This window comes from Ruegeria sp. A5 (assembly GCF_056543005.1).
Genome location: NZ_JBQGAV010000003.1, coordinates 209387 through 232477 on the forward strand (window position 1 = coordinate 209387; position 23091 = coordinate 232477).

Genomic DNA, 23091 nt, shown 5'->3' on the forward strand with positions numbered 1-23091 from the left:
CCCTGCGCCTACGGCGAAGCGGTTTGTAGCAGTCCCGCGGGTAAAACCCCGCATCAGAAATCAAAGAAGGTGACGACACCATGTTCAAATACAAAAGCCCTCTGAGCCGGCTTCTAGAAGGTGCCGGAAAACCGAAAGAAGAAGATGCGGTGGAAACCGAAACCGAAACCGTTGCGGAAGCGGTCGAAACAGAAAGCGCTGCTCCGATTGCGGATTTCAACGCCCTGCGCGCGGCCCTTGCGGGTGGAAACGTTAGCTCGGACAGCTACGAGGAAGCAGACGAACTGATCCCCGAAGAACCGATGCCCGAGTTTACGGAAGACCAGATCGAAGATCAGGCGACCGAAGAAGAAGTGGCCGAGGTTCAAGAGGTCGAAGAAGATGAACAGATTGTCACGCTTCATCTGACTGCGGAAGACGAGGTTCAGGACGATAAACCCGAAGTCACCGTAGAAGAACCAGACGCCATCGAACCTGAAGTCGTATCTGAAGTTGCGGGCGAGGTGGAAATCGTCGCAGAACCCACACCGGAACCGGAGCCAGTTGATGTAACCCCGGAACCCGCCATGGTCGCACCCGCACCCGCACCCGCACCGGCTGAAGATCGGCGTTCTCGTGTGAAGACGACGTTTTTGGGTTTCGAGCGTGCAGACACGCATGTTCAGGAGCTGATGGAAACAGCTGAGCCCGTTGAAAAGACAGAAGCGGCCGAACAGACATTCCCGGTTGGCTGGCTGGTTGTGACCGCCGGACCGGGTCGGGGTGCCGCGATTACCTTGACCGAGGGATTGATGCAGATCGGTCGGAATGACGATCAGGCTATTCAGCTGGATTTCGGCGACACCGGGATCTCTCGCAGCAATCACGCCGTCATCGCATATGACCCAGAGGACCGGAAATGCTATCTGGGCCATGGCGGCAAGGCCAACTTGGTGCGCCTGAATGGCAAGCCTGTGCTCAGCACCATAGCCTTGTCCAGCGGCGATCTGATCCGGATCAGCGAAACCTCGATCCGCTTCACCGCTTTCTGTGATGACGGCTTTGACTGGCGGGATGCCGATTAATGCTGGCGACCCCTGCATATGATATTGCCCTGATCCTGGACCAGGGTCAGCGCGACTCGCAGGAAGACGCGATTGCTGCGCGGGTCTCTGACGCGGCAGACGCGGGTTATGTTGTGATTGCCGACGGTATGGGTGGTCATGAAGCGGGTGAAGTCGCTTCGCAGTTGGTCATTTCAGCCTGGCGCGATGCGATGGATGCCCAGTTGGATGGGCCCGACCTTGCTGAGAGCGCACTGCTCGACGCTCTGCCGTTGGCCGCAATGCAGGCAAACGCCGCTATGGCGAGCCATAGTGAGGAAAACGAGGTCAATCTGGGCTCCACCCTTCTGGGCATGTTGATGCTGGATCAACGCGTATTCTGGATCTCGATCGGTGACAGTCCACTTTACCTGTTCCGCAATGATGCCCTGTCACAGGTCAACGAAGATCACTCGATGGCCCCGGTGATCGACGAACAGCTCGCACAAGGATTACTGAGCGCGGAAGAGGCGCAGGGCCATCCGGATCGTAACCAACTGACTTCGGTGATCATGGGGGCTGCGATTCCAAAAGTGGATTGTCCGGAACAACCATTGGCGCTGATTGCGGCAGATGTACTGATCCTTGGCAGTGATGGTCTGCAATATCTCGGCAATTCCGAGATCGAAACGCTGGTGCGCACGCATATTCATTCCCCGGCTCGCGATATTGCTGATGCGCTGCTTCAAGCACTGCATGCAAAGGCAGACCCGGATCAGGACAACATTTCAATCGCCGTGGTCAAACCGGCACAGACTTAGACAGGCAGTGAAACAGGACAAAATGCGAAACCATCTTATCATATCCACCCTCGCTCTTGCTGCTGCAACAGGTGCAGCATCGGCGCAAGAGGCGTGTTCGACTTATGAAATCCAGCCCGGTGACAGCTTGCGGGAACTGGCAATTGCCGTCTACGCGACGGAAGATTACCGGGTCATCTATGATGCGAACCGGGAAACGATCGGGTCGAACCCCAATATCATTCGCGTCGGTGATGTCCTGACTTTCCCTTGTCTTGAAGATATCGGGCGCGCGGCGCAACTGCCGGATACCGAAGCTGGCCGCATGGCTGCGGAAATGGCCTCGGAACTGGTCAAAGCTGCCGAGGAACGGGCTGAAAAAGCCATTGCCGAGGCCGAAGCCCGCGTGGCCGCTGCAGAGGCCGAAGCTAAAAAGACCAGCGAAGAAGCCGTAATCGCGGCCAAGGCTGCGGCCAAGAAAGAGATCGAAGCAGCGCGTGCGGAAGGTGCCGCATTGATCCGCAACGCGGATGGTGGCGAAAGCCCTGAAATTCGTGACCGTCAGATTTTGTTGATCACGGGTGGTAACTACGCCCCGTTTACGGATGAAGCGCTGCCAAATCGTGGGCTTTATACCAACCTGGTTGAAACCGCGATGCTGCGGGCCGCGCCCGAGCAGTCCTACAAGATTCAGTTCGTTAATGACTGGTCGTCGCATCTGGACCTATTGATGCCGACTCTCGCCTTTGACGCCACATTCCCTTGGTCGCGGCCGAACTGTGAACAAGCCGCTACGTTGTCGGAAAATGATCGTTCACGGTGCGAAACCTATAATTTCTCAAACCCATTCTACGAGGTCGTTGATACGTTCTTCGCAAAAAGCGGTTCGGGTTACGAAGAGACTCTGACTTATGCAGATTTCGCGGGCACAACGATTTGTAGGCCGGAAGGTTGGTCACTGTCGCATATGGATGCAGTTGGTCTTTACGAGCCTGCAATCACTTTGATGCGCCCCGTTTCACCCGATGATTGTTTTCGCGCAGTCATGGATGGCACAGCCGATATTGTCGCGATCGAAGCGCATCTGGCGGTCGAAGCAATCGGGCGTCTGGGCTACGAACATCAGATCATCGAAAACCCCAACCTAGCGGCAATCAAGTCGCTTAACGTCATGACCCACAAAGATAATCCGGATGGGGAAGCGATCCTTGAGACGCTCAACCAGGGTCTGGCGATCATGCAGCAATCAGGCGAGTGGCGCGACATCGTATCTACCGCACTGCGCTATCAAATGGAAAATGGCTAAGGCCTTGATTGGCCCAACGAAACAAAGTCTGGAGGAAGTGGACATGTTTAACAAGAAATTGAAGAAAGCAGTACTGTCGGCATCGGCCTTCACCGCCCTGAGCGCAGGTGCAGCCGCCGCTCAAGAGGCCTGCTCCAACTATACGGTTCAGGATGGTGATACATTGGCGACCATCGCCATTGCCGCCTACGGCACCTCAAACTATCAGCCGATCTTTAACGCTAACCGCAACGCAATCACCAATCCCGGTTCGCTAACCCCCGGTCTGGTACTGGCGCTGCCCTGTGAGGATGGCAGCCTGCCCAACGGTCAGAGCGCGCAAGAACTGATCGCGGCAGAAGAACAACGTGCTGCAAGCGTCAAGCGCTCGAATGTCTACGCGCCTCCGATCAAGATGGTCGCTGGCAACGGTTGGGAACCGTTCACTACTGAAGATCTGAGCGGCGGTGGCATCATGACCCGTCTGGCGACGACAAGCCTTCAGCGTGCTGGTAACAGCCGCGATTTCTCGGTCAGCTTTGTAGATGACTGGAGTTCGCATCTGGACACACTGTTGCCACTGGGTGCGTTTGATATTTCGATCGCGTGGACTGTACCGGATTGTACCAACCGCTCATATGAGTGGTCTGCAGAGACCGAAGCCCGGTGTACCCAATTTGTCGCTTCTGTTCCGGTATATGACATTGTCGGAGGTTTCTTCACTTTGCCTGAAAGCGAATACGCAAAGGCGACAGATTTCTCCGACCTTGAGGGCTCGACCGTTTGCCGCATGGCAGGCTGGAGCATGGTGGTGCTGGAAGAACAAGGGCTGAACCGCGAGAACACAACCGTGGTCCAACCCAATTCGGCTCGCGAATGTCTCGATGCCGTATTGACCGGCACAGCAGACGTGGCTGCATTCGAAGTCGATCTGTTTGCCTCGACAATGAAAGACATGGGTTTGACCTCGGCAGATATTGTTGAGAACCCGTATGTCTCGACACTGTCTTCGATGAGCTTCCTTGCACACCGCACCAATCCATTCGCGCGCGAGTACATCGCGATGATGAACAAAGGTTTGATCGAGATGCGCGAATCCGGCGAATGGTACGCGATTATTTCCGACACGCTGCGTGAACAAAATGAAAAGCTGAACGCAGCATCAAACTAATCCCTCGGTCGTTATGACCTTTCTTAGGGGCCGGTCTTCGGACTGGCCCTTTTTTTGTCGGTGGGTCAGAATCTTCAATAATAACGGCAAAGCCAACTGACTAGGCCTCAGACGTGGCGCAGTCAGCATTTGGTCATATTTGCACATACATAATGATTATTTTTATCCTTAATCGCTCATAAAAGGCGGCCGTCTACGGGAATCCCCGAATATTCAGCGTGAACGATAAGCGTAGGATGAACTCAACTGCACCGGTGAGGCGTAAGCCCCGCCACTCACTCAGAAAGAGGCTGGCTATGGGGGCTGGCCTTTTTCTTTTTCAGGGCACGAAAAAACCGGCCCTCTTCGGACCGGTTTCTCTTTAGGCGTTTATGCAACCCTGGCTTATCCGATGATCGCATTCAGGGTTGCACTTGGCCGCATCACCGCAGCCGCTTTGGCCGGATCAGTGTGGTAGTATCCACCCAGATCGGCGGGTGCGCCCTGCGCTGCCGCCAACTCGGACAAAATCTGTTCTTCTTTGTCCGCCAACTCTTTCGCGAGCGGTGCAAACTCGGCGGCAAGCCCAGCATCATCGGATTGCCCCGCCAAAGCTTCGGCCCAGTAACGAGCGAACCAGTAGTGGCTATCGCGGTTATCCGGCTGGCCGACTTTGCGGCTGGGTGACTTGTTGTTATCCAAAATTCCCTGCGTGGCAGCCTCGGCAGCGGCGCCCAGGACGCCCGCTTTGGCGTTGCCCTTGCTGTCAGCGAGGAAGTTCAGGGATTCTCCGAGCGCACAGAATTCACCCATGGAGTCCCAGCGCAAGTGGTTTTCTTCAACCAGTTGCTGAACATGTTTCGGCGCCGAACCACCTGCACCGGTTTCGAACAGACCGCCGCCATTCATCAGTTTAACGATTGATAGCATCTTGGCCGACGTCCCCAGTTCGAGGATCGGGAACAAGTCGGTCAGATAATCCCGTAATACGTTACCGGTGATGGCGATGCTGTCCTTGCCCGCCGTGATAGTTTCCAGCGACTGGCGGGTTGCTTCACGCGGGGCCATAGTCAAGAACTTGTCGGCCACGCCTGCAGCTTCAAGCGCTGGTTTGACATACTTGATCAGCTCGGCGTCATGTGCGCGGTTGGCATCCAGCCAAAAGATCGCCTCGGACCCGGTCAGGCGCTGACGGTCCATCGCCAGCTGGATCCAGTTCTCGATCGGGGCCTTCTTGACGGTGCAGGCGCGCCAGATGTCGCCCTTTTCGACGTCATGGGAATGCAGCGTTTCGCCATTGGCCAGAACGATACGGATTGTACCATCTGCGGGCGCTTCAAACGTCGTCGGGTGCGAGCCGTACTCCTCGGCCTTCTGTGCCATCAATCCAACGTTGGCGACGGCTCCTGCGGTGGCTGGGTTCAGTGCACCATTGGCTTTGAAGAAATTGATGGCCTCATCATACACCGGTGCATAGCAACGGTCAGGGATCACACAGTTGGTATCGCCCTTGGCGCCGGTTTCGTCCCAACCCTTGCCACCAGCACGGATCACTGCGGGCATCGAGGCGTCAATGATAACATCAGACGGGACATGCAGGTTGGTGATGCCACGGTCCGAATCCACCATATACATCGACGGACGATCCCCTTTGATCGCATTGATTGCGGCGACGATGTCTGCGTTGCCCTGAACCCGCTCAAGCAGGTCCCCCAGACCCGAGTTCGGGTTTACACCCAGTGCGTCCAGCTCTGCACCGAATTTTTCGAACACGGGGGCAAGCCACGCCTTGACTGCATAGCCGAAGATAATCGGGTCACTGACCTTCATCATCGTCGCCTTCATGTGCAGCGAGAACATGGTGCCGTCTTTCTTGGTGTCCTCAATGGCTTCGGTCAGGAACGACGACAGCGCCTTGACCGACATGAATGTTGCGTCGGCCACAGTTCCTTCGGCCAGTGGCCAAGCGTCTTTCAGAACCGTAACGCTGCCATCTTTGCCCACAAACTCAATCTTGGCATCGCCGGCTTGCGCCGCAGTGATCGTTGCCGATTTCTCATTGGCGTAAAAATCATTGCCCGGCATCGAAGACACTTTGGTCTTGCTGTCCGCGCTCCACTCTCCCATCGAATGAGGGTTCTTCTGGGCATAGTTCTTCACAGCGCGCGCTGCGCGGCGATCGCTGTTGCCTTCGCGCAGGACCGGGTTCACGGCCGAACCCTTGATGGCGTCATAACGCGCACGGATCGCCTTTTCGTCGTCCGTCGAAGGCTCTTCGGGGTAGTTCGGAATGTCATAACCCTGTGATTGCAGCTCTTCGATGGCAGCCACCAGCTGGGGCACCGACGCCGAGATGTTGGGCAGTTTAATGACATTTGCGTCCGGTGTTTTCACCAGCTCACCTAAAGCAGCCAGATCATCAGTAATACGCTGTTGGTCTGTCAGCTTTTCGGGGAAGGTCGCGATAATACGCCCGGCCAGCGAAATGTCTTTGGTTCCGACGCTGACACCGGCTGCTGACGCAAACTTGCGGATAATGGGCAGGAACGAGGCGCTCGCCAGCTCGGGCGCTTCGTCTACAATGGTATACAATACGTCGAAGTTCGATTTTTCTGCCATATTCCCTTACCTTTTTTAAGCCTTTCAGGGGCGTGCGATCCAAGAGCATGTGCCGCCGTGACATAGGCACCAATCCCAAAGGGGACATGACGGCCCCACGGGTGACTCTGATTTGACAGGGCCTCCCTTAAATGAGGATTGGCTTGGGATCAATCGTATTGAGCGGCGCAAATTGACACGGGTCGAATTAGTTTGGGCTATTGAGTGATATCACACACCCGGAAACACCAACTCAAATCGCGCACCGGTCTTGGAAGGCACCAGCAAAATCCGCCCGCCATGTGCCCCCAACAGGTTTGTAACGATGGTCAGGCCCATCCCGGTCCCTCCCTTCTCGCGCGCGGTTGTGAAGAATGGGTTGAAGATGCGGTCCCGATTACCGTCGGATATGCCGGAACCATCGTCTTGGACAACCAATCGACCGAGTTCTGCGTGCAGGACCACCTGCCATGCCCCGTGACGGCGTGCATTATCCAGAAGATGTTGCAGGGCAATTTTCAGGCCAGAGGCTGCAAGGTTCAATGCCTGATCGCCGCCTTCTATGCTGATGTCCAATTCGGGAAACGAAGCGCGTAACTGATCGGCAAGATCGTTCAGGCTTGCCTCCCCATGATGTTCCGGCACTCGTGCCTGTGCAACCGTGTTAAGAGCGCTGAGCTGCGTTTGCATCTGATCGCTTGCGCCCAATATCTGTTGCAGCAATGCGTGATCCTGGTCCGAGAGCGTTTCGGCCTCGGCCAACAACTCTCCTGCCGCACGGATCGCGGTGACAGGGGTTTTCAACTCATGCGTGACATGATCTGCAAAGACGCGGATCGAAGCTTCGCGCCGTTGCAGTGTATCCGCCATGCTCAGAACCGAACCGGCGAGGCGCGACAGTTCTTTTGTGCCGTAGTGATCGGGCGGCTCGGCGCGTTGCCCTTGTTCAATTGCCCCTGAATAGGTCACCAGCGACGTTATGGGGCGGAGCAGAAGCCGAACCATAAGGTATCCGACCACTCCGGTCGCACATCCGATCACGATCGCCAGCAAACCCGCAGCGTTTCGAAACCCGATCTCAGGTCCAAGATACCGCAGCGCGATCAGACCCAGCAGAGACAGGGCGAGCGTACCCGCGAGACCTCCGCCAAGAACAAAACCCAGCGAAGGGCGCCATTTGCGTCTCAGCCCGGCCATGCACCCATCCGCAATCCGATCCCATGCACGGTTTCGATGGCACCGGCCCAGCCCTGATCCCCCAACTTGCGTCGTAAGTTCCGCAAATGACTATCCAGTGTCCTATCCGAGACCGGACTGCCTGCGCCATAAATCGCATCAACCAATTGTGGTCGCGAGACGATGGCGGCGGGCGTTTGCATCAGGCGACGCAAAATCGACAGCTCGGTTGCGGTTAAGGCAAGCGCATTGCCGTCGACCCGAACCAAATGCGCCGACACATCCATTTCAACCGGGCCATGCCGCAGGAGAAGCTCTGCAGCACCCGGTTTGCTGCGTTTCAGGATGGCTTTGATCCGTGCAACCAACTCACGGGGGCTGAAAGGTTTGGTCACGTAATCATCCGCTCCCAACTCGAGGCCCAAAATGCGATCAATCTCGTCATCACGCGCGGTCAGGAACAAGATTGGTACGTCCGAGCGTGCCCGCAAGCGGCGACAAACCTCAAGCCCATCGATCTCAGGCAGGCCGACATCCAGCACGACAAGATCAGGCGCTTCCCGCATCGCGTGGGTTAGAGCCATTTGGCCATCGCGGGCGGTAACCGTTTGGTAGCCCGCGCGCTCAAGCGTGATCGAGACCAGCTCTCGCAGGCGTGGATCATCATCCACGACGAGGATTTTCATCTACCTTCTCCGGCATGGGTTCGACGGCCAGATTACGGATCACCCGATCTGCGCGAAAGCCCCAATTCCTCCAATTGTCGACGACCGGAGGGGTTACGCAATTGCGTACCCGTTTGTCCTTCAGCAACTCTGCCGCCGCCATCTCATTGAGCTGACATGCGTAGTAGGCATCAAACCGTATCGGATTTTCCAGATTCCAACGGGCGATTAAGGCTGAAAAATTCACGAAGCAGCATGCATAGAGCACGCCAATCCCCAGGATCGCAGATCGCAGCAATAACCAACGGTTCGATTTACCCAGCAAAATTTGCCAACCGGTCAGACACAAGCCCACAGCAACCAGCGCCATCCATATTGCCGCATGAACACGCAAATAGGTCAGCCCGTAGAAATCAACGTAAAGCGACAGGCGCATCAGCGATGAGATCACCAGCAGTACATTCTGCGCCAGCCACAGCATCATCCATCTTGTCAGCCCCTGCCGCTCGTTCAGATAGGGTCGCGCGGCCAAGGCAAATGCGCCCGCCAGCAAAGCTGTGACCAAGAGTGGGTATGCCCCGCGATGAGCATATTCAGCATAGGTCATCCCCTCGGGCAACTTGGCATTGCCCCAGAGAAAGACCATGTCCATCCCAGTTTGCACCGCCAGCAGCAAGTTGAACACCATTAGCGCATTGGCAACGGATTGGGCATTCAAGCCAAAGGCAGGCAATGGGCGCTTGCGTCCGGGGCCAAATCGGTGGGCAAGCAAGTCAGGCTGTAAGGTGACCGCAAGAAAGGGCCAGATCGTGATTGCCGCCCCGATCCAGAATAGCAGTCGGTCGAACCGCAGATCAAATCGCCAAATCCGATCGATCCAATCAGACAAGACCGGATTGGCCGCAACCATCAGCGAAGCAAAGATCAGTGCGCCTCCGATCGGGAAACTCCAGTTGCGCAGTGTACGAAGGGCAACCCCGTCAACGCGGGAAACCGAATGACCTTTCTGAACCGCCTCTACCCCGTGTCTGAGCGCCAATATTGGAAACAGGGACAGAAACCGGCGAACCGAAGCGACCTCATGATTGCCCAGCACGGCCCAACACAGCGCAATGGTCGATCCACCCAGCAAGAAAGCTACGGACAGGGCTTGAACATATTCCACCACCGGAAGAATGCTAAGCAGCAAAAGAAGGGCTGGCCCGACAAGTCCACCACGGCGGCGCAGCAAGGCAAACACGACAGCGGAAACCGCCAACACAAAGAGTGCGATTGAAAGGCCAGGAGAATGGTCGAAAAACAGAAAATCGGCGAGCGCAACCAGAAACACCAAACCCAAAAAAGCGTGGCGATTGCCGGGTTCCGCTAAGCCATCGGCTCGGTTTGTGCCTCGATCAGGGGTGTCCAGCCACCAACTATCTTGTAAAACTGATGCCGGTACACCGCGCACGATGAACTGTCCCATTTAACTGCTCCTTGTTTGTGTTGGTTCTGTCTGGCCTAGGCAGGTGCAGATCACCGCGTAAGGGTCGTGCATTTTTTGTGCAGAGGTGCTTTTCGCAGCGCAGCCTCTTCCCCTTGTGCGTGCCGGTGGCTAAGACGATCTTCCAACCGCAAGTCAGGAGGCCCCTTTGGACCGTATCGCCCGCACTATCGCCACCGAGATTAACGCCCGCGCGGAACAGGTTGGGGCCGCGGTCAGGTTGTTGGATGAAGGTGCGACCGTGCCCTTTGTCGCCCGTTATCGGAAGGAAGTGACCGGCGGGCTGGATGATACCCAATTGCGCACCCTTTCCGAGCGACTGAATTATCTGCGTGAGCTTGAGGCCCGGCGCGAGGCGATTCTGTCCTCGATCAAGGATCAGGGGAAACTGACGGACGATCTGGTGAAATCGATCGCCCAAGCCGAAACCAAGGCGCAGTTGGAAGACATTTATCTGCCGTACAAGCCCAAACGCCGGACCACGGCGATGATTGCCCGCGAGAATGGTCTGGAGCCGCTGGCCGATGCGATTCTGTCGGGCCGGTTGGCTGAACCAGAAGGGCTGGCTGAAGGGTATCTGATTGAGGCTGTCCCCACGACCAAAGACGCGCTGAATGGTGCACGGGACATCATCACAGAGCGGCTTTCCGAAAACGCTGCTTTGCTGGGAGAGCTCCGAAACTTCATGCAACGTGAGGCGTTGCTGAGCGCAAAGGTCGTCGAGGGCAAGGAACAGGAAGGTGCCAAGTTCAGCGATTACTTTGATCATTCCGAGCTTTGGTCGAAAACCCCGTCACATCGAGCGCTGGCAATGTTGCGCGCCTCGAAGGAAGGGATCGTAACGCTAGACATTGCTCCCGAACCCGAAGCGGGCGCCGCGCGGGCCGAGGCCATGGTTGCGGCTCATCTGAACACGCGGGGCGATGCGCCGGGTGACAAATGGCTGCGCAAGGTTGCGGGCTGGACATGGCGGGTCAAGCTGTCGCTGTCGATGATGGTCGAACTGATGGCCGACCTGCGCAGCCGCGCACAAGACGAGGCAATTCAAGTGTTTTCGCGCAACCTAAAGGATCTGCTATTCGCTGCTCCGGCGGGGGCACGTCCGACGCTTGGGTTGGATCCCGGCATTCGCACCGGGGTCAAAGCCGCCGTGGTGGATGCAACCGGTAAGGTGGTTGCAACGGATACGCTATATCCGTTTCAGCCCAAGAATGATCTGCGTGGTGCACAAGCGGCAATCCTGAACCTTATCGCTACACATAAAATCGAGCTTATTGCCATCGGCAACGGCACAGCCAGCCGCGAGACTGAGCGTTTGGTGGCCGATACGCTGTCGCTTCTGCCCAAGACTGTCAAAGCACCGACCAAGGTCGTCGTTTCCGAGGCTGGAGCCTCGGTCTACTCGGCATCCGAGCTTGCCGCACGCGAATTTCCCGAGCTCGACGTCTCACTACGTGGAGCGGTCTCGATTGCCCGCCGGCTACAAGATCCCTTGGCTGAACTGGTCAAGATTGAACCCAAGAGCATCGGCGTCGGTCAGTATCAGCACGATGTTGATCAGCACCGCTTGTCACAGTCACTGGAGTCGGTGATCGAAGATGTGGTGAACGCTGTGGGCGTGGATCTGAATACAGCTTCAGCCCCCTTGCTTTCGCACGTCTCGGGTCTGGGACCGGGATTGGCCGAGGCGATCGTCACGCACCGAGATATTCATGGTGCCTTTGCGTCTCGCAAGGATTTGCTAAAGGTGGCGCGTCTTGGTCCACGCGCCTTCGAGCAGTGTGCAGGTTTCCTGCGAATTCGCGACGGTTCAGAGCCTCTGGACGCCTCCTCGGTTCACCCCGAGGCTTACGATGTCGCCCGTCGGGTAGTGGCAGCATGTGGGCGCGACATTCGCCAAATCATGGGGCATGAAGGCGCGCTGAAAGACCTGCGCGCCGAGCAGTTTTTGAGTGACACCTTCGGCTTGCCAACGGTTCGCGACATTTTCACCGAATTGGAGAAGCCCGGCCGAGACCCGCGACCCAGTTTCAAAACGGCGTCGTTTACGGACGGGGTTGAGGAAATCACGGACCTGAAGCCCGGCATGGTGCTGGAGGGTACCGTCACCAACGTCGCCGCCTTCGGCGCGTTTGTCGACATTGGCGTGCATCAGGACGGGTTGGTTCATGTCAGCCAACTGGCCGATCGGTTCGTGAAGGACCCGCATGAGGTGGTCAAAACCGGGCAAGTTGTCAAAGTGACGGTGGTCGAAGTCGACGTTCCACGTAAGCGCATTGGGCTGTCCATGCGCAAGGACGGTGGTGCTTCGGCACGCGAGGGCAATGCACTCCGTGGCAAGGGCAAACCGGCACGAACACCCAAGCCAGGGGAACAGCGGCGCAGCCATGGGGGTCAGAGCACCCAGAACGGGGCCTTTGGTGACGCTCTTAGAGACGCCTTGAATAAACGTTAGGCGGCAACCCTGTCATAGGGCTAAATACGAGGCGTGTTTCTGCATGACCTACATTCACCTAAGCCCCGGCAGACAGAAAGAAAAGCAGGGCGCTAACATTCGGGTGTTGCAACTCGGACCATGATCTGGATGATGCTGGCCCATGATGGCCGAAAAATTCGGCCAACCGTATGAAAATGCGGCCACAACAAAAAATGGGGAGACGACTTATGTCATTCAAAACTCTGATGCTTGCCGCCAGTGCAACGGCGATGATCGCGGCGGGCGCTTCGGCGGAGACGCTGCGATGGGCCCGTGCAGGTGATGCGCTGACGCTGGACCCGCATGCGCAAAACGAAGGCCCGACCTCGGCCATGGCGCACCAGATCATGGAAACGCTGGTGATGCGTGATCACTCAGGTGCACTGGTTCCATCGCTGGCGACCGAATGGGCACCATCGGAAGAAAATCCGAATGTCTGGGTGTTCAAACTGCGCGAGGGCGTTACCTTCCACGACGGTGCCGAGTTCGACAGCGAGGACGTCGTGTTTTCGCTGAACCGCGCGATGACGCCGGATTCGGATTACAAAGAACTGCTGGCGTCTGTGAAAGAGGTGCGTGCGCCCGACAAGTTCACGATCGAGATCGAAACTGACGGCCCGAACCCGATCATGCCCAACAACCTGACCAACATGTTCATGATGGACAAAGGTTGGGCCGAGGCAAACAACGCTGTCAAGGTTCAGGACTATGAGGGCGGCGAAGACACGTTTGCGGCCAAGAACGCCAATGGCACCGGTCCCTACAAGCTGGTCAGCCGCGAGCCGGACGTGAAAACCGTCCTGGCCGCCTATGACGGCTATTGGGGCAAGGATGAGTTCCCGCTGCAGGTAACCGAGATCATCTATACCCCGATCCAGAACGCCGCGACCCGTGTTGCCGCGCTGCTGTCGGGTGAGGTTGATTTCATTCAGGACGTGCCCGTACAGGACCTCGAGCGTGTAGCCGGAACCGATGGTCTGGACGTACGCACCGCGCCGCAGAACCGGGTGATTTTCTTTGGCATGAATATGGGCGATGCTGATCTGACCTCGGACAATGTGGATGGTAAGAACCCGCTGGCTGATGTCCGCGTTCGACAGGCGATGTCAAAGGCGATCAATCGTGATGCGATCAAACAGGTCGTGATGCGTGGTCAGTCTGCTCCTGCTGGCATGATCTCACCTCCGTTTGTGAATGGTTGGGATGCAGATATGGATGCGTCCTCGTCAACCGATATCGAAGGGGCCAAGGCGTTGATGGCCGAAGCAGGCTATCCTGATGGATTCTCGCTGACCCTGAACTGCCCGAATGACCGCTACATCAATGATGAGGCGATCTGTCAGGCAGCGGTTGGAATGCTGGCCCAGATCGGCGTCACAGTTAACCTGGACGCCAAACCGAAAGCCCAGCATTTCCCGTTGATCAACAACCTAGAAACAGATTTCTACATGCTGGGCTGGGGTGTTCCGACTTATGACTCGGAGTACATCTTCAACTTCCTCGTCCATTCGAAGGGCGAAAAGTACGGCTCGTGGAATGGCACACGCTACTCCAACCCGGATCTGGATGCCAAAATCGTGGCCCTTGCCTCTGAAACTGATCTACCCGCACGTGATCAGCAGATCGGTGATATCTGGCAGGTTGTTCAGGATGAACAGCTTTATATCCCGATCCACCATCAGGTGCTGAACTGGGGTATGAAATCGGGCGTGGGCACCATCGTCGAGCCGGAAGATTCACCGAAGATCAAATACTTTGAGATGAACTAAACTATCCTCTGTGATGGTATGCAGGGCGCGGAAACGCGCCCTGTTCTTGTTTACGCCGTCGGTAACGGACCTGTGATCTCGGCGCAGGAACGGCTTTACGTGGCAGCGAAAAAGCTGGATTGTTTCTGCGCTAACAGGGAGATTTCGCCATGATCCTCAGAAACAGTGCAATCGGCCTGACCATGTTGCTTGCAAGCGCCGCGCAGGCGGCCGAATTCAAGTGGGCCTCGACCACCGATCCGCAGACGATGGACCCTCACGCGGTCAACTCGGCCCCAGTTCTCGGGTTCCTGAACAACGTCTACGAAGGGCTGGTCCGCCGCGGTAAGGATATGAGCGTTGAGCCCGCGTTGGCTGTCAGTTGGGAGCCAATCGGCGACGGCGAAGGATGGCGGTTCAATCTGCGTCAGGGCGTGACCTTTCACGACGGAAGCAGCTTTGACGCGCAAGATGTGCTGTTCAGCTACCAACGCGCCTCGGGTGAGGCGGCGGACACGCGCAGTTGGTTCGCGCCTGTCAGTGACGTCATTGTAGTTGATGACTACACCGTTGATATCATGACCACAGCACCTAACCCGCTGTTTCCGTCATCGATTGCCAACTGGATGATCATGGATCAAGACTGGACTGAGGCCAACGACGCCGTGGTCCCCGACAAAGAAACCGGAAACTACGCCACCATCAACGCCAACGGCACCGGCGCGTTCAAGGTGACCGAGCGCGAGCCGGGTCTTAAGACCGTGTTGGAACCTTATGAAGGCTGGTGGGGGGATGTTGAACACAACATCACCCGTGCAGAATTTAATCCGATCCAAAATCCTGCCACGGCCGTAGCGGCGCTGCTATCGGGCGATGTGGACATGATCAACCCGGTCCCCATTCAGGACGTCGCACGGCTGCAGCAGAACGCAGAGGTCGATGTCATCCAGGGCATTGAAGCGCGTGTGATCATGCTGGGCTTCGACCACGAGGCTGACACGCTGAAATACACAGACGATGCGGGCAAACCCAACCCGTTCCGTGACGCGCGCGTGCGGCAGGCAGTTGCGCAAGCGGTGAATGTCGACGCCATTCTGGCCACGATCATGCGCGGAAATGCCGAGCCCGCATCGCAGCTTGTCAGCCCAGCCATGAGCGGGTTTTCCGAAGCGAACGCCGGGCGCCCCGCGTTTGATGTGGAATCGGCAAAGGCGCTGCTGGCCGAGGCCGGATATGCAGATGGTTTCTCATTTGGCCTGAAATGCCCCAATGACCGCTACCTTAATGACGAGGCCGTCTGTCAGGCCGTCGTTGGTATGCTGGCTCAGATCGGGATCACCGCCGAGCTGGACGCGATGCCAGTGCGGAACTATTGGCCGGAACTGCGCGAAGATAATTACGACATGTACCTGCTGGGCTGGAGCCCCGGTACGTTCGACGCCGAGCATCCGGTCCGGTTCCTTGTCGCAACCCCGAACGAAGAGAAAAAGCTGGGTAGCTGGAACTTCGGCGGCTTCTCGAATGCACGTGTCGATGAGCTGTTGCCGATGATCCAGTCAGAACTGGATGAGGCCAAGCGTCAGGCGATGCTGGACGAGGTTACCCAAATCTATCAGGACGAACACGTTTATGTGCCGATGTATGTCCAGCCGCTGGTTTGGGGCACGCGCAGCAATGTCGAGGTCACGCAGCGTCCGGACAACTTCTTTCTGCTGCGTTGGGTGAATGTGAATTGATCGGCGGCAACGTCGCGTTGAGTTGACAGCACTCTCTTGACCATCTGGTCAAGGTCGGCCTAGAGAGACCGATCTACGAGGGAAACATATGTTCGCATATATCGTCAGACGGATGTTCCAGTCCGTCATAGTGCTGTTGGTCGTGGGGTTGGTCGCCTTTTCGATGTTCCGATTTGTTGGCGACCCGATCGACAACATGCTGGGCCAAGAGCGCACGCAGGCCGACATTGACCGCCTACGGACCGAGCTTGGGTTGGACCAACCCTTTGTTGTGCAATACGCCAAGTTCCTGCAAGGCGCTGTTCAGGGCAATTTCGGTGTGTCTTATCGCCAGGGGCGACCGGTCTCGACCATCCTGGTGGAACGCGCCCCGGCGACGTTGGAATTGGCCTTTGTGTCCGGCTTTCTTGCGATCACGATGGGCATTGCCCTCGGTGTCTTTACTGCAATCCGACGACAAGGGATCGCTGCCAATGTGATCATGACTGTTTCCTTGATCGGGGTTTCGCTGCCGACGTTCCTCATAGGTATCCTGCTGATCTATGTTTTCTCGGTTGAACTTGACCTACTGCCCAGTTTCGGGAGGGGCGAGACCGTTATGATTGGCAGTTGGTCCACCGGGTTTCTGACGACCTCGGGGCTCAAGGCGTTGATATTGCCTGCAATCACGCTGGGCCTCTATCAAATGACACTGATCATGCGGCTTGTCCGGTCCGAGATGCTGGAGGTTCTGCGCGCTGACTATGTCCGCTTTGCCCGCGCCCGAGGGCTGTCGGACCGGGTGATCAATTTCCGCCACGCGCTGAAGAACACTCTTGTGCCGGTGATCACCATCACGGGCCTGCAGCTGGGGTCGATCATCGCTTTTGCCATCATCACCGAAACGGTGTTCCAATGGCCGGGCGTCGGCTTGCTGTTCATCAACGCGATCCAATTCGTGGATATCCCCGTTATGGCTGCCTATCTGATGCTGATCTCGGTGATGTTCGTGACAATCAACCTGATTGTCGACCTTCTGTACTATGCCATTGACCCGCGCCTGCGTGTCGACGCGAGGGCCACATGACCGAAACGATGGAAACCCCGAAAGTCGCGCCTAAATCGCGCACGGCCAAGTTCTGGGATAGCGATTTCGCTTGGTCGTTCCGGCACTCTCCCGTAGCCATGATCGCATCTTTGGTCGTGGTCATTCTGGTGCTGGCGGCGATCTTTGCCCCGCTGATCGCGCCATATAACCCGTTCGATCCAGCAACACTGAACCTGATGAACGGGTTCACACCACCAGGTACGCCCAATGCGTTCACGCAAGAGACCTTTTTGCTAGGCACAGATGACCAAGGGCGCGATGTGTTCTCGACCATCCTCTACGGGTTGCGCATTTCATTGTTCGTAGGTGCCTCTGCTGTGCTTCTTGCCTTGATCATCGGCGTGATCCTCGGTCTGATCGCTGCGTATTTCGGAGGTTGGATCGAGACGCTGATCATGCGTATCGCAGACGTGCAACTGACGTTCCCGGCCATTCTGGTCGCAATGCTGATCTTTGGGATTGCCAAAGGAATCACTCCGCCGGAATACCGCGATGAGATGGCAATCTATGTTCTGATCATCGCGATTGCGTTGTCGGACTGGGTGCAGTTCGCACGCGTCGTCCGTGGTGCTGCTCTGGTCGAGAAAAACAAGGAATACGTGCAAGCCGCGCGTCTGATCGGGCGTGGATCGTTCCCGATCATGTTCCGTCACATCCTACCCAATGTCCTTAGCCCGGTTCTGGTCATCGCCACCATCTCACTGGCGCTGGCGATCATTGCTGAGGCCACATTGAGTTTTCTGGGTGTGGGCGCTCCCCCGACCCAGCCGTCGCTGGGAACACTAATCCGGATCGGGCAAGGTTTCCTGTTCTCGGGCGAATGGTGGATTTTATTCTTCCCGGCCTGCACGCTTCTGGCCCTCGCCCTGTCGGTCAACTTGTTGGGCGACTGGCTGCGCGACGCGCTGAACCCAAAACTGCGGTGATTTCATGAGCCTTCTGACCATCCAAGACCTCACCGTCGAATTCCCGACCCGCCGCCAGCTATTTACCGCAGTGGACCACGCCAGCCTTTCTGTAGAACCCGGCGAAATCCACGGGCTTGTGGGCGAATCCGGGGCAGGTAAATCCACCATCGGCGCTGCCGTGATGGGCCTTCTGGAACGCCCGGGTCGCATTGCCAGCGGCCAGATTAAGCTGGGCGGCGATAAGATCAGCGGCATCGATGCCGAGGCGATGCGCGGGCTGCGCGGCAAGAAGATCTCGATGATCTTTCAAGACCCGCTTACGTCGCTGAACCCGCTATTTACAGTGCGTGAGCAACTGGTCGAGACGATCCAGACCCATCTGGGTGGTTCCGAGGCCGAAGCAAGCAAGCGCGCCCGTGATTTGATCGACCGCGTTGGCATCCCAGACCCGGATACTCGGCTGGATCAGTACCCGCACCAGTTCTCGGGCGGCATGCGGCAACGCGTAGTGATTGCTCTGGCACTTTGCACCGAACCGGATGTGATCATCGCCGATGAACCCACGACGGCTTTGGATGTTTCGGTTCAGGCCCAGATTTTGGACCTGATCAAGGAACTGGCACAAGAGCGTCAGGTGGGTGTCATCCTGATCACCCATGACATGGGCGTGATCGCCGATACAACTGACCGCGTGACCGTGATGTATGCGGGCAAGGTGGTTGAAAGCGGCACCACGGCACAGGTGATGGGCCAGCCGCAACACGAATACACCAAGTCCCTGATCGCCGCCGTACCACGCCCGACGCTGAAACTGCATCGCTTCCCTCAGATCAGCTATGGCGGGCGTGAAACGCGTTTCGCGATCGAGGATATGGCACGCCACTGGCCCAAGGTGGATAACGACGCCAGCAAACCGATCTTTGAAATCCGCGATCTGACCAAGAAATTCCTGCAAAAGCGTGGATTACTGCCTTGGGATCGTACCTACTTCACCGCTGTCGACAACGTCAGCTTTGACATTCGCGCAGGTGAGGTCTTTGGGGTTGTCGGTGAGTCCGGATCGGGCAAGTCCACCGTCGCGCGGATGATTGCGGGGCTCTATCCTGTGGATGGTGGTACCATCACCTTTGACGGGCAACTGGTAAGCGATCTGAGTAATCGTACGGTGCAGGAAGAGTACCGCAAAAACATCCAGATGATCTTTCAGGACCCCTACTCGTCTCTCAATCCGCGTATGCGGGTGGATGAAATTGTGGCGGAGCCGATCCGCCATCACCGCCTGATGGAAGGTGCCGACGTCAAGCGCCGCGTGGACGAATTGCTGGATCAAGTGGGGTTGGGGTCAGAGGCCGGGCTGAAATATCCACATGAGTTCTCGGGCGGTCAGCGCCAGCGTATTTCGATTGCCCGCGCATTGGCGACACAACCCCGGTTCCTGATCTGCGATGAGCCCACAAGCGCGCTCGACGTTTCGATCCAGGCGCAGATATTGAACATCCTGAAAGACCTGCAAGAGCATCTGGGCCTGACCATGCTGTTCATTAGCCACGACCTACCGGTGGTGCGCCAGATGTGTGACCGAGTTGCGGTCATGAAACAGGGACAAATCGTCGAGGTTCAGGACACCAGCGATCTGTTTGCCAGTCCGAATACCGAATACGCGCAAGAACTGTTGCGGTTGATGCCGAAACTCGATGACCTGTCGACTGACGGGCTTGGGGTCGAAGCAGAATAAGGCCGCGACACCCGTTGCAGGCGCTCCGTGACTAGAAGCCTTGTTCGAATGCCCGGAACTCGGCAGCGATAGCCGCAGCTGCTATCGCCAGCAGACGCTCGCCATCCTGAGGATTGGCCAAAGCTGAATGCGATCCAACGCGGCCATCCGGGAAGTCCGCGCGATGCTCGTCGGGTGGACCATGGCGATCACCTGCGTGATCCCGGATGTATTCGGCGCTGAGTTTCTGGGGCGGCTCAGCGGCCTGATTGGCAGGCAATGGTCCAAGCAAAGACTGGGTTATGGCAATCTCCGAGGGGGTGGCGTGCATCCCTTCCCAATCTCCATAGAGCTGCTGTCGCAGAACATTCACTGCGTTCGGCTCCCACCAGCTACGGATCAGCAATTGACCACCGGCAATTTCGCTTTCGATCTGCCGAAGAGGCGCCAGATTGGCCCCGTGCCCATTCACTATGAACACTCCAACGAAACCTTGCTCCAAGAGCCCCCGGATCACCTCATCTGCGATGGTGCGAAAGGTTTCGGCTGAAATAGACACCGTTCCGGGAAATCCCGCGTTGAAAGGCGCTGGCGTGTAGGCCAGCGCCGGAGCGACGATACCCTCGCATTGCATGGCGGCAGCGAGTGCGACAGCCTCGGCGCAAATCGTGTCGGTGCCAATGCGACCCATCGGGCCGTGCTGCTCGGTCGATCCAACCGGCAGCAACACGGCCGCACCGGCATTGATACGAGTGTCAACCTCGTACCATGTCATGTGCTCAAGTTTCATGACTTTGAAAACTCTCGCAGGCGCTCCAGTTACTAGGGCCTCTGATCAGAGACCCCAGCGTTCCCGGTTTTCGTCAAAGAAGCCTTGGGCTTTTTTCACTTCAATCCAGTTGTTCACATAGTTGATCCAGACCTGATCACTTTGCGGCAACAGCATCGCGATAGGAGAAGGAGAACGCGGCCCGGCATTCTTGACGCGGACGACCGGGAACTTTGCTTCAAGGGTCGATCCCTCGATATTCGAGGTTATGAACACATCTGCACGACCGGCCAAGACCTCCTGAAAACCACGCGCAGGAGCTTCGACCACTTTGATATCCGCATCGGGGAACCATTCGCGCACGCGCTTTTCAAAGGTGGTGCCCAGGGTAGTAGCAACCTTCACGTCTGGCTTGTTGATCGAGTCGTAGCCATCAAATTTGTCGGCCTTTTCCTTGGTTGTGTAAGGAAACAACTCAACCGCGATGTAACTGTCGGAAAACCCTGCAACTTTCATGCGCGGAGGTGAGATAGAAGCCGAACCGGTGATGTGGTACTTCCCCGCTACCACACCATTGACCAATGTTTTCCAGTCGGTGGGCACATATTCGACCTCAACACCCAGATCAGCGGCCAGCGCGTTCATGATGTCGATATCATAGCCTTTATAGCTGTTAGTCGCCGGGTCGCGCAGTGACATCGGGTTCCAGTCACCGGTTGTCCCCACTTTCAGCACGCCGTCATCCAAAATTTCATTCAGAGCCGACTGTGCTTGCGCAGCGCCGCTGATCACAAGACCGAGCGCAGCCGCAGCCGCGACTTTAACAAAACGTTTCATGTGGTTCTCCCGTTGGTGGCGTTAGTCTTTTTATCACGACATTGCTTCTTGATTTAAGCGTAAAGAAAAAGATAACCTCAAGCAACTAATTAACTCATAGTAATCACAAGTGGGCCAGCAGATGCCAAACGCAGCGATCGAGCTTGTCGACGTAGACAAGTGGTTTGGCACATTTCACGTGCTCAAGAACATCAACCTGACAGTCAACAGTGGTGAAAAGGTTGTGATCTGCGGCCCATCCGGATCGGGTAAATCAACGGTCGTAAGATGCATCAATCAGCTTGAGAAACATCAAAAGGGCACCATCCGCATCGATGGGGTCGAACTGAACGATGATGCCAAATCTGCAGCCACCATCCGGTCAGAAGTTGGCATGGTGTTCCAGCAATTCAATCTGTTCCCGCATCTAACAGTGCTGGAAAACCTGACCCTTGGCCCCATCAAGGCCCGCGGGTTGAGCCGAAAAGAAGCCGAGGACAAAGCGCGCCACTACCTTGAGCGTGTTCATATACCCGATCAGGCCGACAAGCGCCCGATACAGCTTTCAGGTGGACAGCAGCAGCGAGTGGCAATTGCCCGTTCGCTTTGCATGGAGCCCCGGGTCCTTTTGTTCGACGAACCCACCTCGGCGCTCGACCCTGAGATGATCTCCGAGGTGCTCGACGTGATGGTCGAACTTGCCGAGGAAGGCATGACCATGGTTGTGGTGACCCATGAGATGGGATTTGCCCGAAAAGTGGCCGACAACATGGTGTTCATGGATGCAGGCGAGATTGTCGAACAAGGTAAGCCCGAGCATTTCTTCACCAATCCAAAGTCTGAGCGGTGCCAGAAATTCCTGAGCCAAATTCTACAGCATTGAGTTGGGTCCGATGAAAAAATCACTTCTCTTCCTTCCCCTTTTCTTGCTGATCACGGGCTGTTCGTCCTCACAGACCTGGGGTTGGTACGTCATTGACCCAACCACGGCTTCAGGCTGGACCAATGTAAAATTCCTGATTTCGGGCATGGGTGCGACCATTCAGATTTCGCTGATTGCGGCGATTTTGTCGATTGTCATTGGATTGCTGGTTGCCCTGCCGGGTCTGTCGGAAAAGCGCGGCTGGCGGCTGGTAAACCGGGTATATGTCGAATTTGTCCGCTCGATCCCTCTGTTGCCTATGCTGTTTTGGGTGTTCTACGGGTTGCCGATTGTCTTTCAGTCGATGGGTATGGACATCCCAATCGATCCCTTCTGGGGCGCAATTATCACCCTTGCGATATCGGACAGCGCCTTTACCGCCGAGATCTACCGTGCCGGTATACAATCTATCGCAAAAGGGCAAAGCGAGGCGGCGCAAACGATTGGCCTGAACTATTTTCAGACCATGCGCTATGTGATCCTGCCGCAAGCAATCCGGCGTATACTGCCACCGCTCGCCAACCAATTTATCTACATTGTGAAGATGAGCGCATTCGCCAGCGTCATCGGCATGCAAGAACTGACACGCCGTGCGAATGAGCTGGTAGTGACGGAATACCGCCCGCTTGAGATCTATACCTTGTTGATCTTCGAGTATCTGGTGCTGGTACTGATCATCAGCGCCGGTGTGCGTTGGCTCGAACGCCGGATGGGTGCAGATGAGCGCGGATAAGGA

General features: G+C 56.7%; 18 protein-coding genes. 12 read left to right on the plus strand and 6 right to left on the minus strand.

Translation table 11 applies throughout. The features are described from left to right. Positions 1 to 80: 80 nt before the first annotated feature. The 4 genes from ACR0AY_RS09330 to ACR0AY_RS09345 are packed head-to-tail and all read left to right on the plus strand — an operon-like array spanning position 81 to position 4278. Positions 81 to 1064, plus strand: a complete 984-nt coding sequence (locus tag ACR0AY_RS09330; protein WP_170511888.1) for an FHA domain-containing protein — start codon at positions 81 to 83, stop codon at positions 1062 to 1064. Beyond that, positions 1064 to 1843, plus strand: coding sequence for a PP2C family protein-serine/threonine phosphatase (locus ACR0AY_RS09335; RefSeq protein ID WP_170393913.1), 780 nt, complete (start codon positions 1064 to 1066; stop codon positions 1841 to 1843). Before ACR0AY_RS09330 ends, ACR0AY_RS09335 begins: the two co-directional genes overlap by 1 nt. 22 nt (positions 1844 to 1865) lie before the next feature. Continuing rightward, complete coding sequence (locus tag ACR0AY_RS09340; protein ID WP_170511889.1) at positions 1866 to 3128, plus strand: transporter substrate-binding domain-containing protein; 1263 nt, start codon at positions 1866 to 1868, stop codon at positions 3126 to 3128. A gap of 43 nt (positions 3129 to 3171) precedes the next feature. Further along, the gene (locus ACR0AY_RS09345) at positions 3172 to 4278 is read left to right on the plus strand and encodes a transporter substrate-binding domain-containing protein (RefSeq protein WP_170393909.1); all 1107 of its coding nucleotides are present in this window, start codon (positions 3172 to 3174) and stop codon (positions 4276 to 4278) included. 384 nt (positions 4279 to 4662) lie between these two features. Here the strand turns inward: ACR0AY_RS09345 and ACR0AY_RS09350 are convergent, their stop codons facing one another. From ACR0AY_RS09350 to ACR0AY_RS09365, 4 genes are all read right to left on the minus strand, one after another. Further along, on the minus strand, positions 4663 to 6876 hold the full coding sequence (locus tag ACR0AY_RS09350; RefSeq protein WP_170511891.1) for an NADP-dependent isocitrate dehydrogenase: 2214 nt from the start codon (positions 6874 to 6876) through the stop codon (positions 4663 to 4665). Between the two features lie 210 nt (positions 6877 to 7086). Beyond that, on the minus strand, positions 7087 to 8052 hold the full coding sequence (locus ACR0AY_RS09355; protein WP_170818338.1) for an ATP-binding protein: 966 nt from the start codon (positions 8050 to 8052) through the stop codon (positions 7087 to 7089). Then, positions 8040 to 8717, minus strand: a complete 678-nt coding sequence (locus tag ACR0AY_RS09360) for a response regulator transcription factor (protein ID WP_170393903.1) — start codon at positions 8715 to 8717, stop codon at positions 8040 to 8042. The genes ACR0AY_RS09355 and ACR0AY_RS09360 overlap by 13 nt, the downstream gene beginning before the upstream one ends. After that, positions 8695 to 10161, minus strand: coding sequence for a DUF4153 domain-containing protein (locus ACR0AY_RS09365; RefSeq protein ID WP_170511895.1), 1467 nt, complete (start codon positions 10159 to 10161; stop codon positions 8695 to 8697). The genes ACR0AY_RS09360 and ACR0AY_RS09365 overlap by 23 nt, the downstream gene beginning before the upstream one ends. Before the next feature lie 166 nt (positions 10162 to 10327). Here ACR0AY_RS09365 and ACR0AY_RS09370 point away from each other — a divergent pair, with 166 nt between their 5' ends. The 6 genes from ACR0AY_RS09370 (at position 10328) to ACR0AY_RS09395 (ending at position 19869) form a co-directional block, all read left to right on the plus strand. Then, positions 10328 to 12634, plus strand: coding sequence for a Tex family protein (locus tag ACR0AY_RS09370; protein ID WP_480454055.1), 2307 nt, complete (start codon positions 10328 to 10330; stop codon positions 12632 to 12634). Positions 12635 to 12843: 209 nt separating this feature from the next. Next, entirely contained in the window at positions 12844 to 14424 is a 1581-nt protein-coding gene (locus ACR0AY_RS09375; protein WP_170393897.1) for an ABC transporter substrate-binding protein, read from the plus strand. Between the two features lie 149 nt (positions 14425 to 14573). Then, positions 14574 to 16139, plus strand: a complete 1566-nt coding sequence (locus ACR0AY_RS09380; protein ID WP_170393895.1) for an ABC transporter substrate-binding protein — start codon at positions 14574 to 14576, stop codon at positions 16137 to 16139. Between the two features lie 88 nt (positions 16140 to 16227). Continuing rightward, on the plus strand, positions 16228 to 17205 hold the full coding sequence (locus ACR0AY_RS09385; protein ID WP_170393893.1) for an ABC transporter permease: 978 nt from the start codon (positions 16228 to 16230) through the stop codon (positions 17203 to 17205). Next, complete coding sequence (locus ACR0AY_RS09390) at positions 17202 to 18152, plus strand: ABC transporter permease (RefSeq protein ID WP_170393891.1); 951 nt, start codon at positions 17202 to 17204, stop codon at positions 18150 to 18152. The genes ACR0AY_RS09385 and ACR0AY_RS09390 overlap by 4 nt, the downstream gene beginning before the upstream one ends. Before the next feature lie 4 nt (positions 18153 to 18156). Then, positions 18157 to 19869, plus strand: coding sequence for an ABC transporter ATP-binding protein (locus tag ACR0AY_RS09395; protein WP_170511898.1), 1713 nt, complete (start codon positions 18157 to 18159; stop codon positions 19867 to 19869). Positions 19870 to 19900: 31 nt separating this feature from the next. Here the strand turns inward: ACR0AY_RS09395 and ACR0AY_RS09400 are convergent, their stop codons facing one another. Both ACR0AY_RS09400 and ACR0AY_RS09405 read right to left on the minus strand, forming a co-directional pair. Beyond that, positions 19901 to 20638, minus strand: coding sequence for a creatininase family protein (locus tag ACR0AY_RS09400; RefSeq protein ID WP_170511900.1), 738 nt, complete (start codon positions 20636 to 20638; stop codon positions 19901 to 19903). Positions 20639 to 20683: 45 nt separating this feature from the next. Then, entirely contained in the window at positions 20684 to 21454 is a 771-nt protein-coding gene (locus ACR0AY_RS09405; RefSeq protein ID WP_170393886.1) for a transporter substrate-binding domain-containing protein, read from the minus strand. A 121-nt stretch (positions 21455 to 21575) separates the two neighbouring features. Between ACR0AY_RS09405 and ACR0AY_RS09410 the strand changes: the two genes are divergently transcribed. Further along, entirely contained in the window at positions 21576 to 22316 is a 741-nt protein-coding gene (locus ACR0AY_RS09410; protein WP_170407352.1) for an amino acid ABC transporter ATP-binding protein, read from the plus strand. 10 nt (positions 22317 to 22326) lie between these two features. After that, entirely contained in the window at positions 22327 to 23088 is a 762-nt protein-coding gene (locus ACR0AY_RS09415; RefSeq protein ID WP_170407354.1) for an amino acid ABC transporter permease, read from the plus strand. The last annotated feature ends 3 nt before the right edge of the window (positions 23089 to 23091 follow it).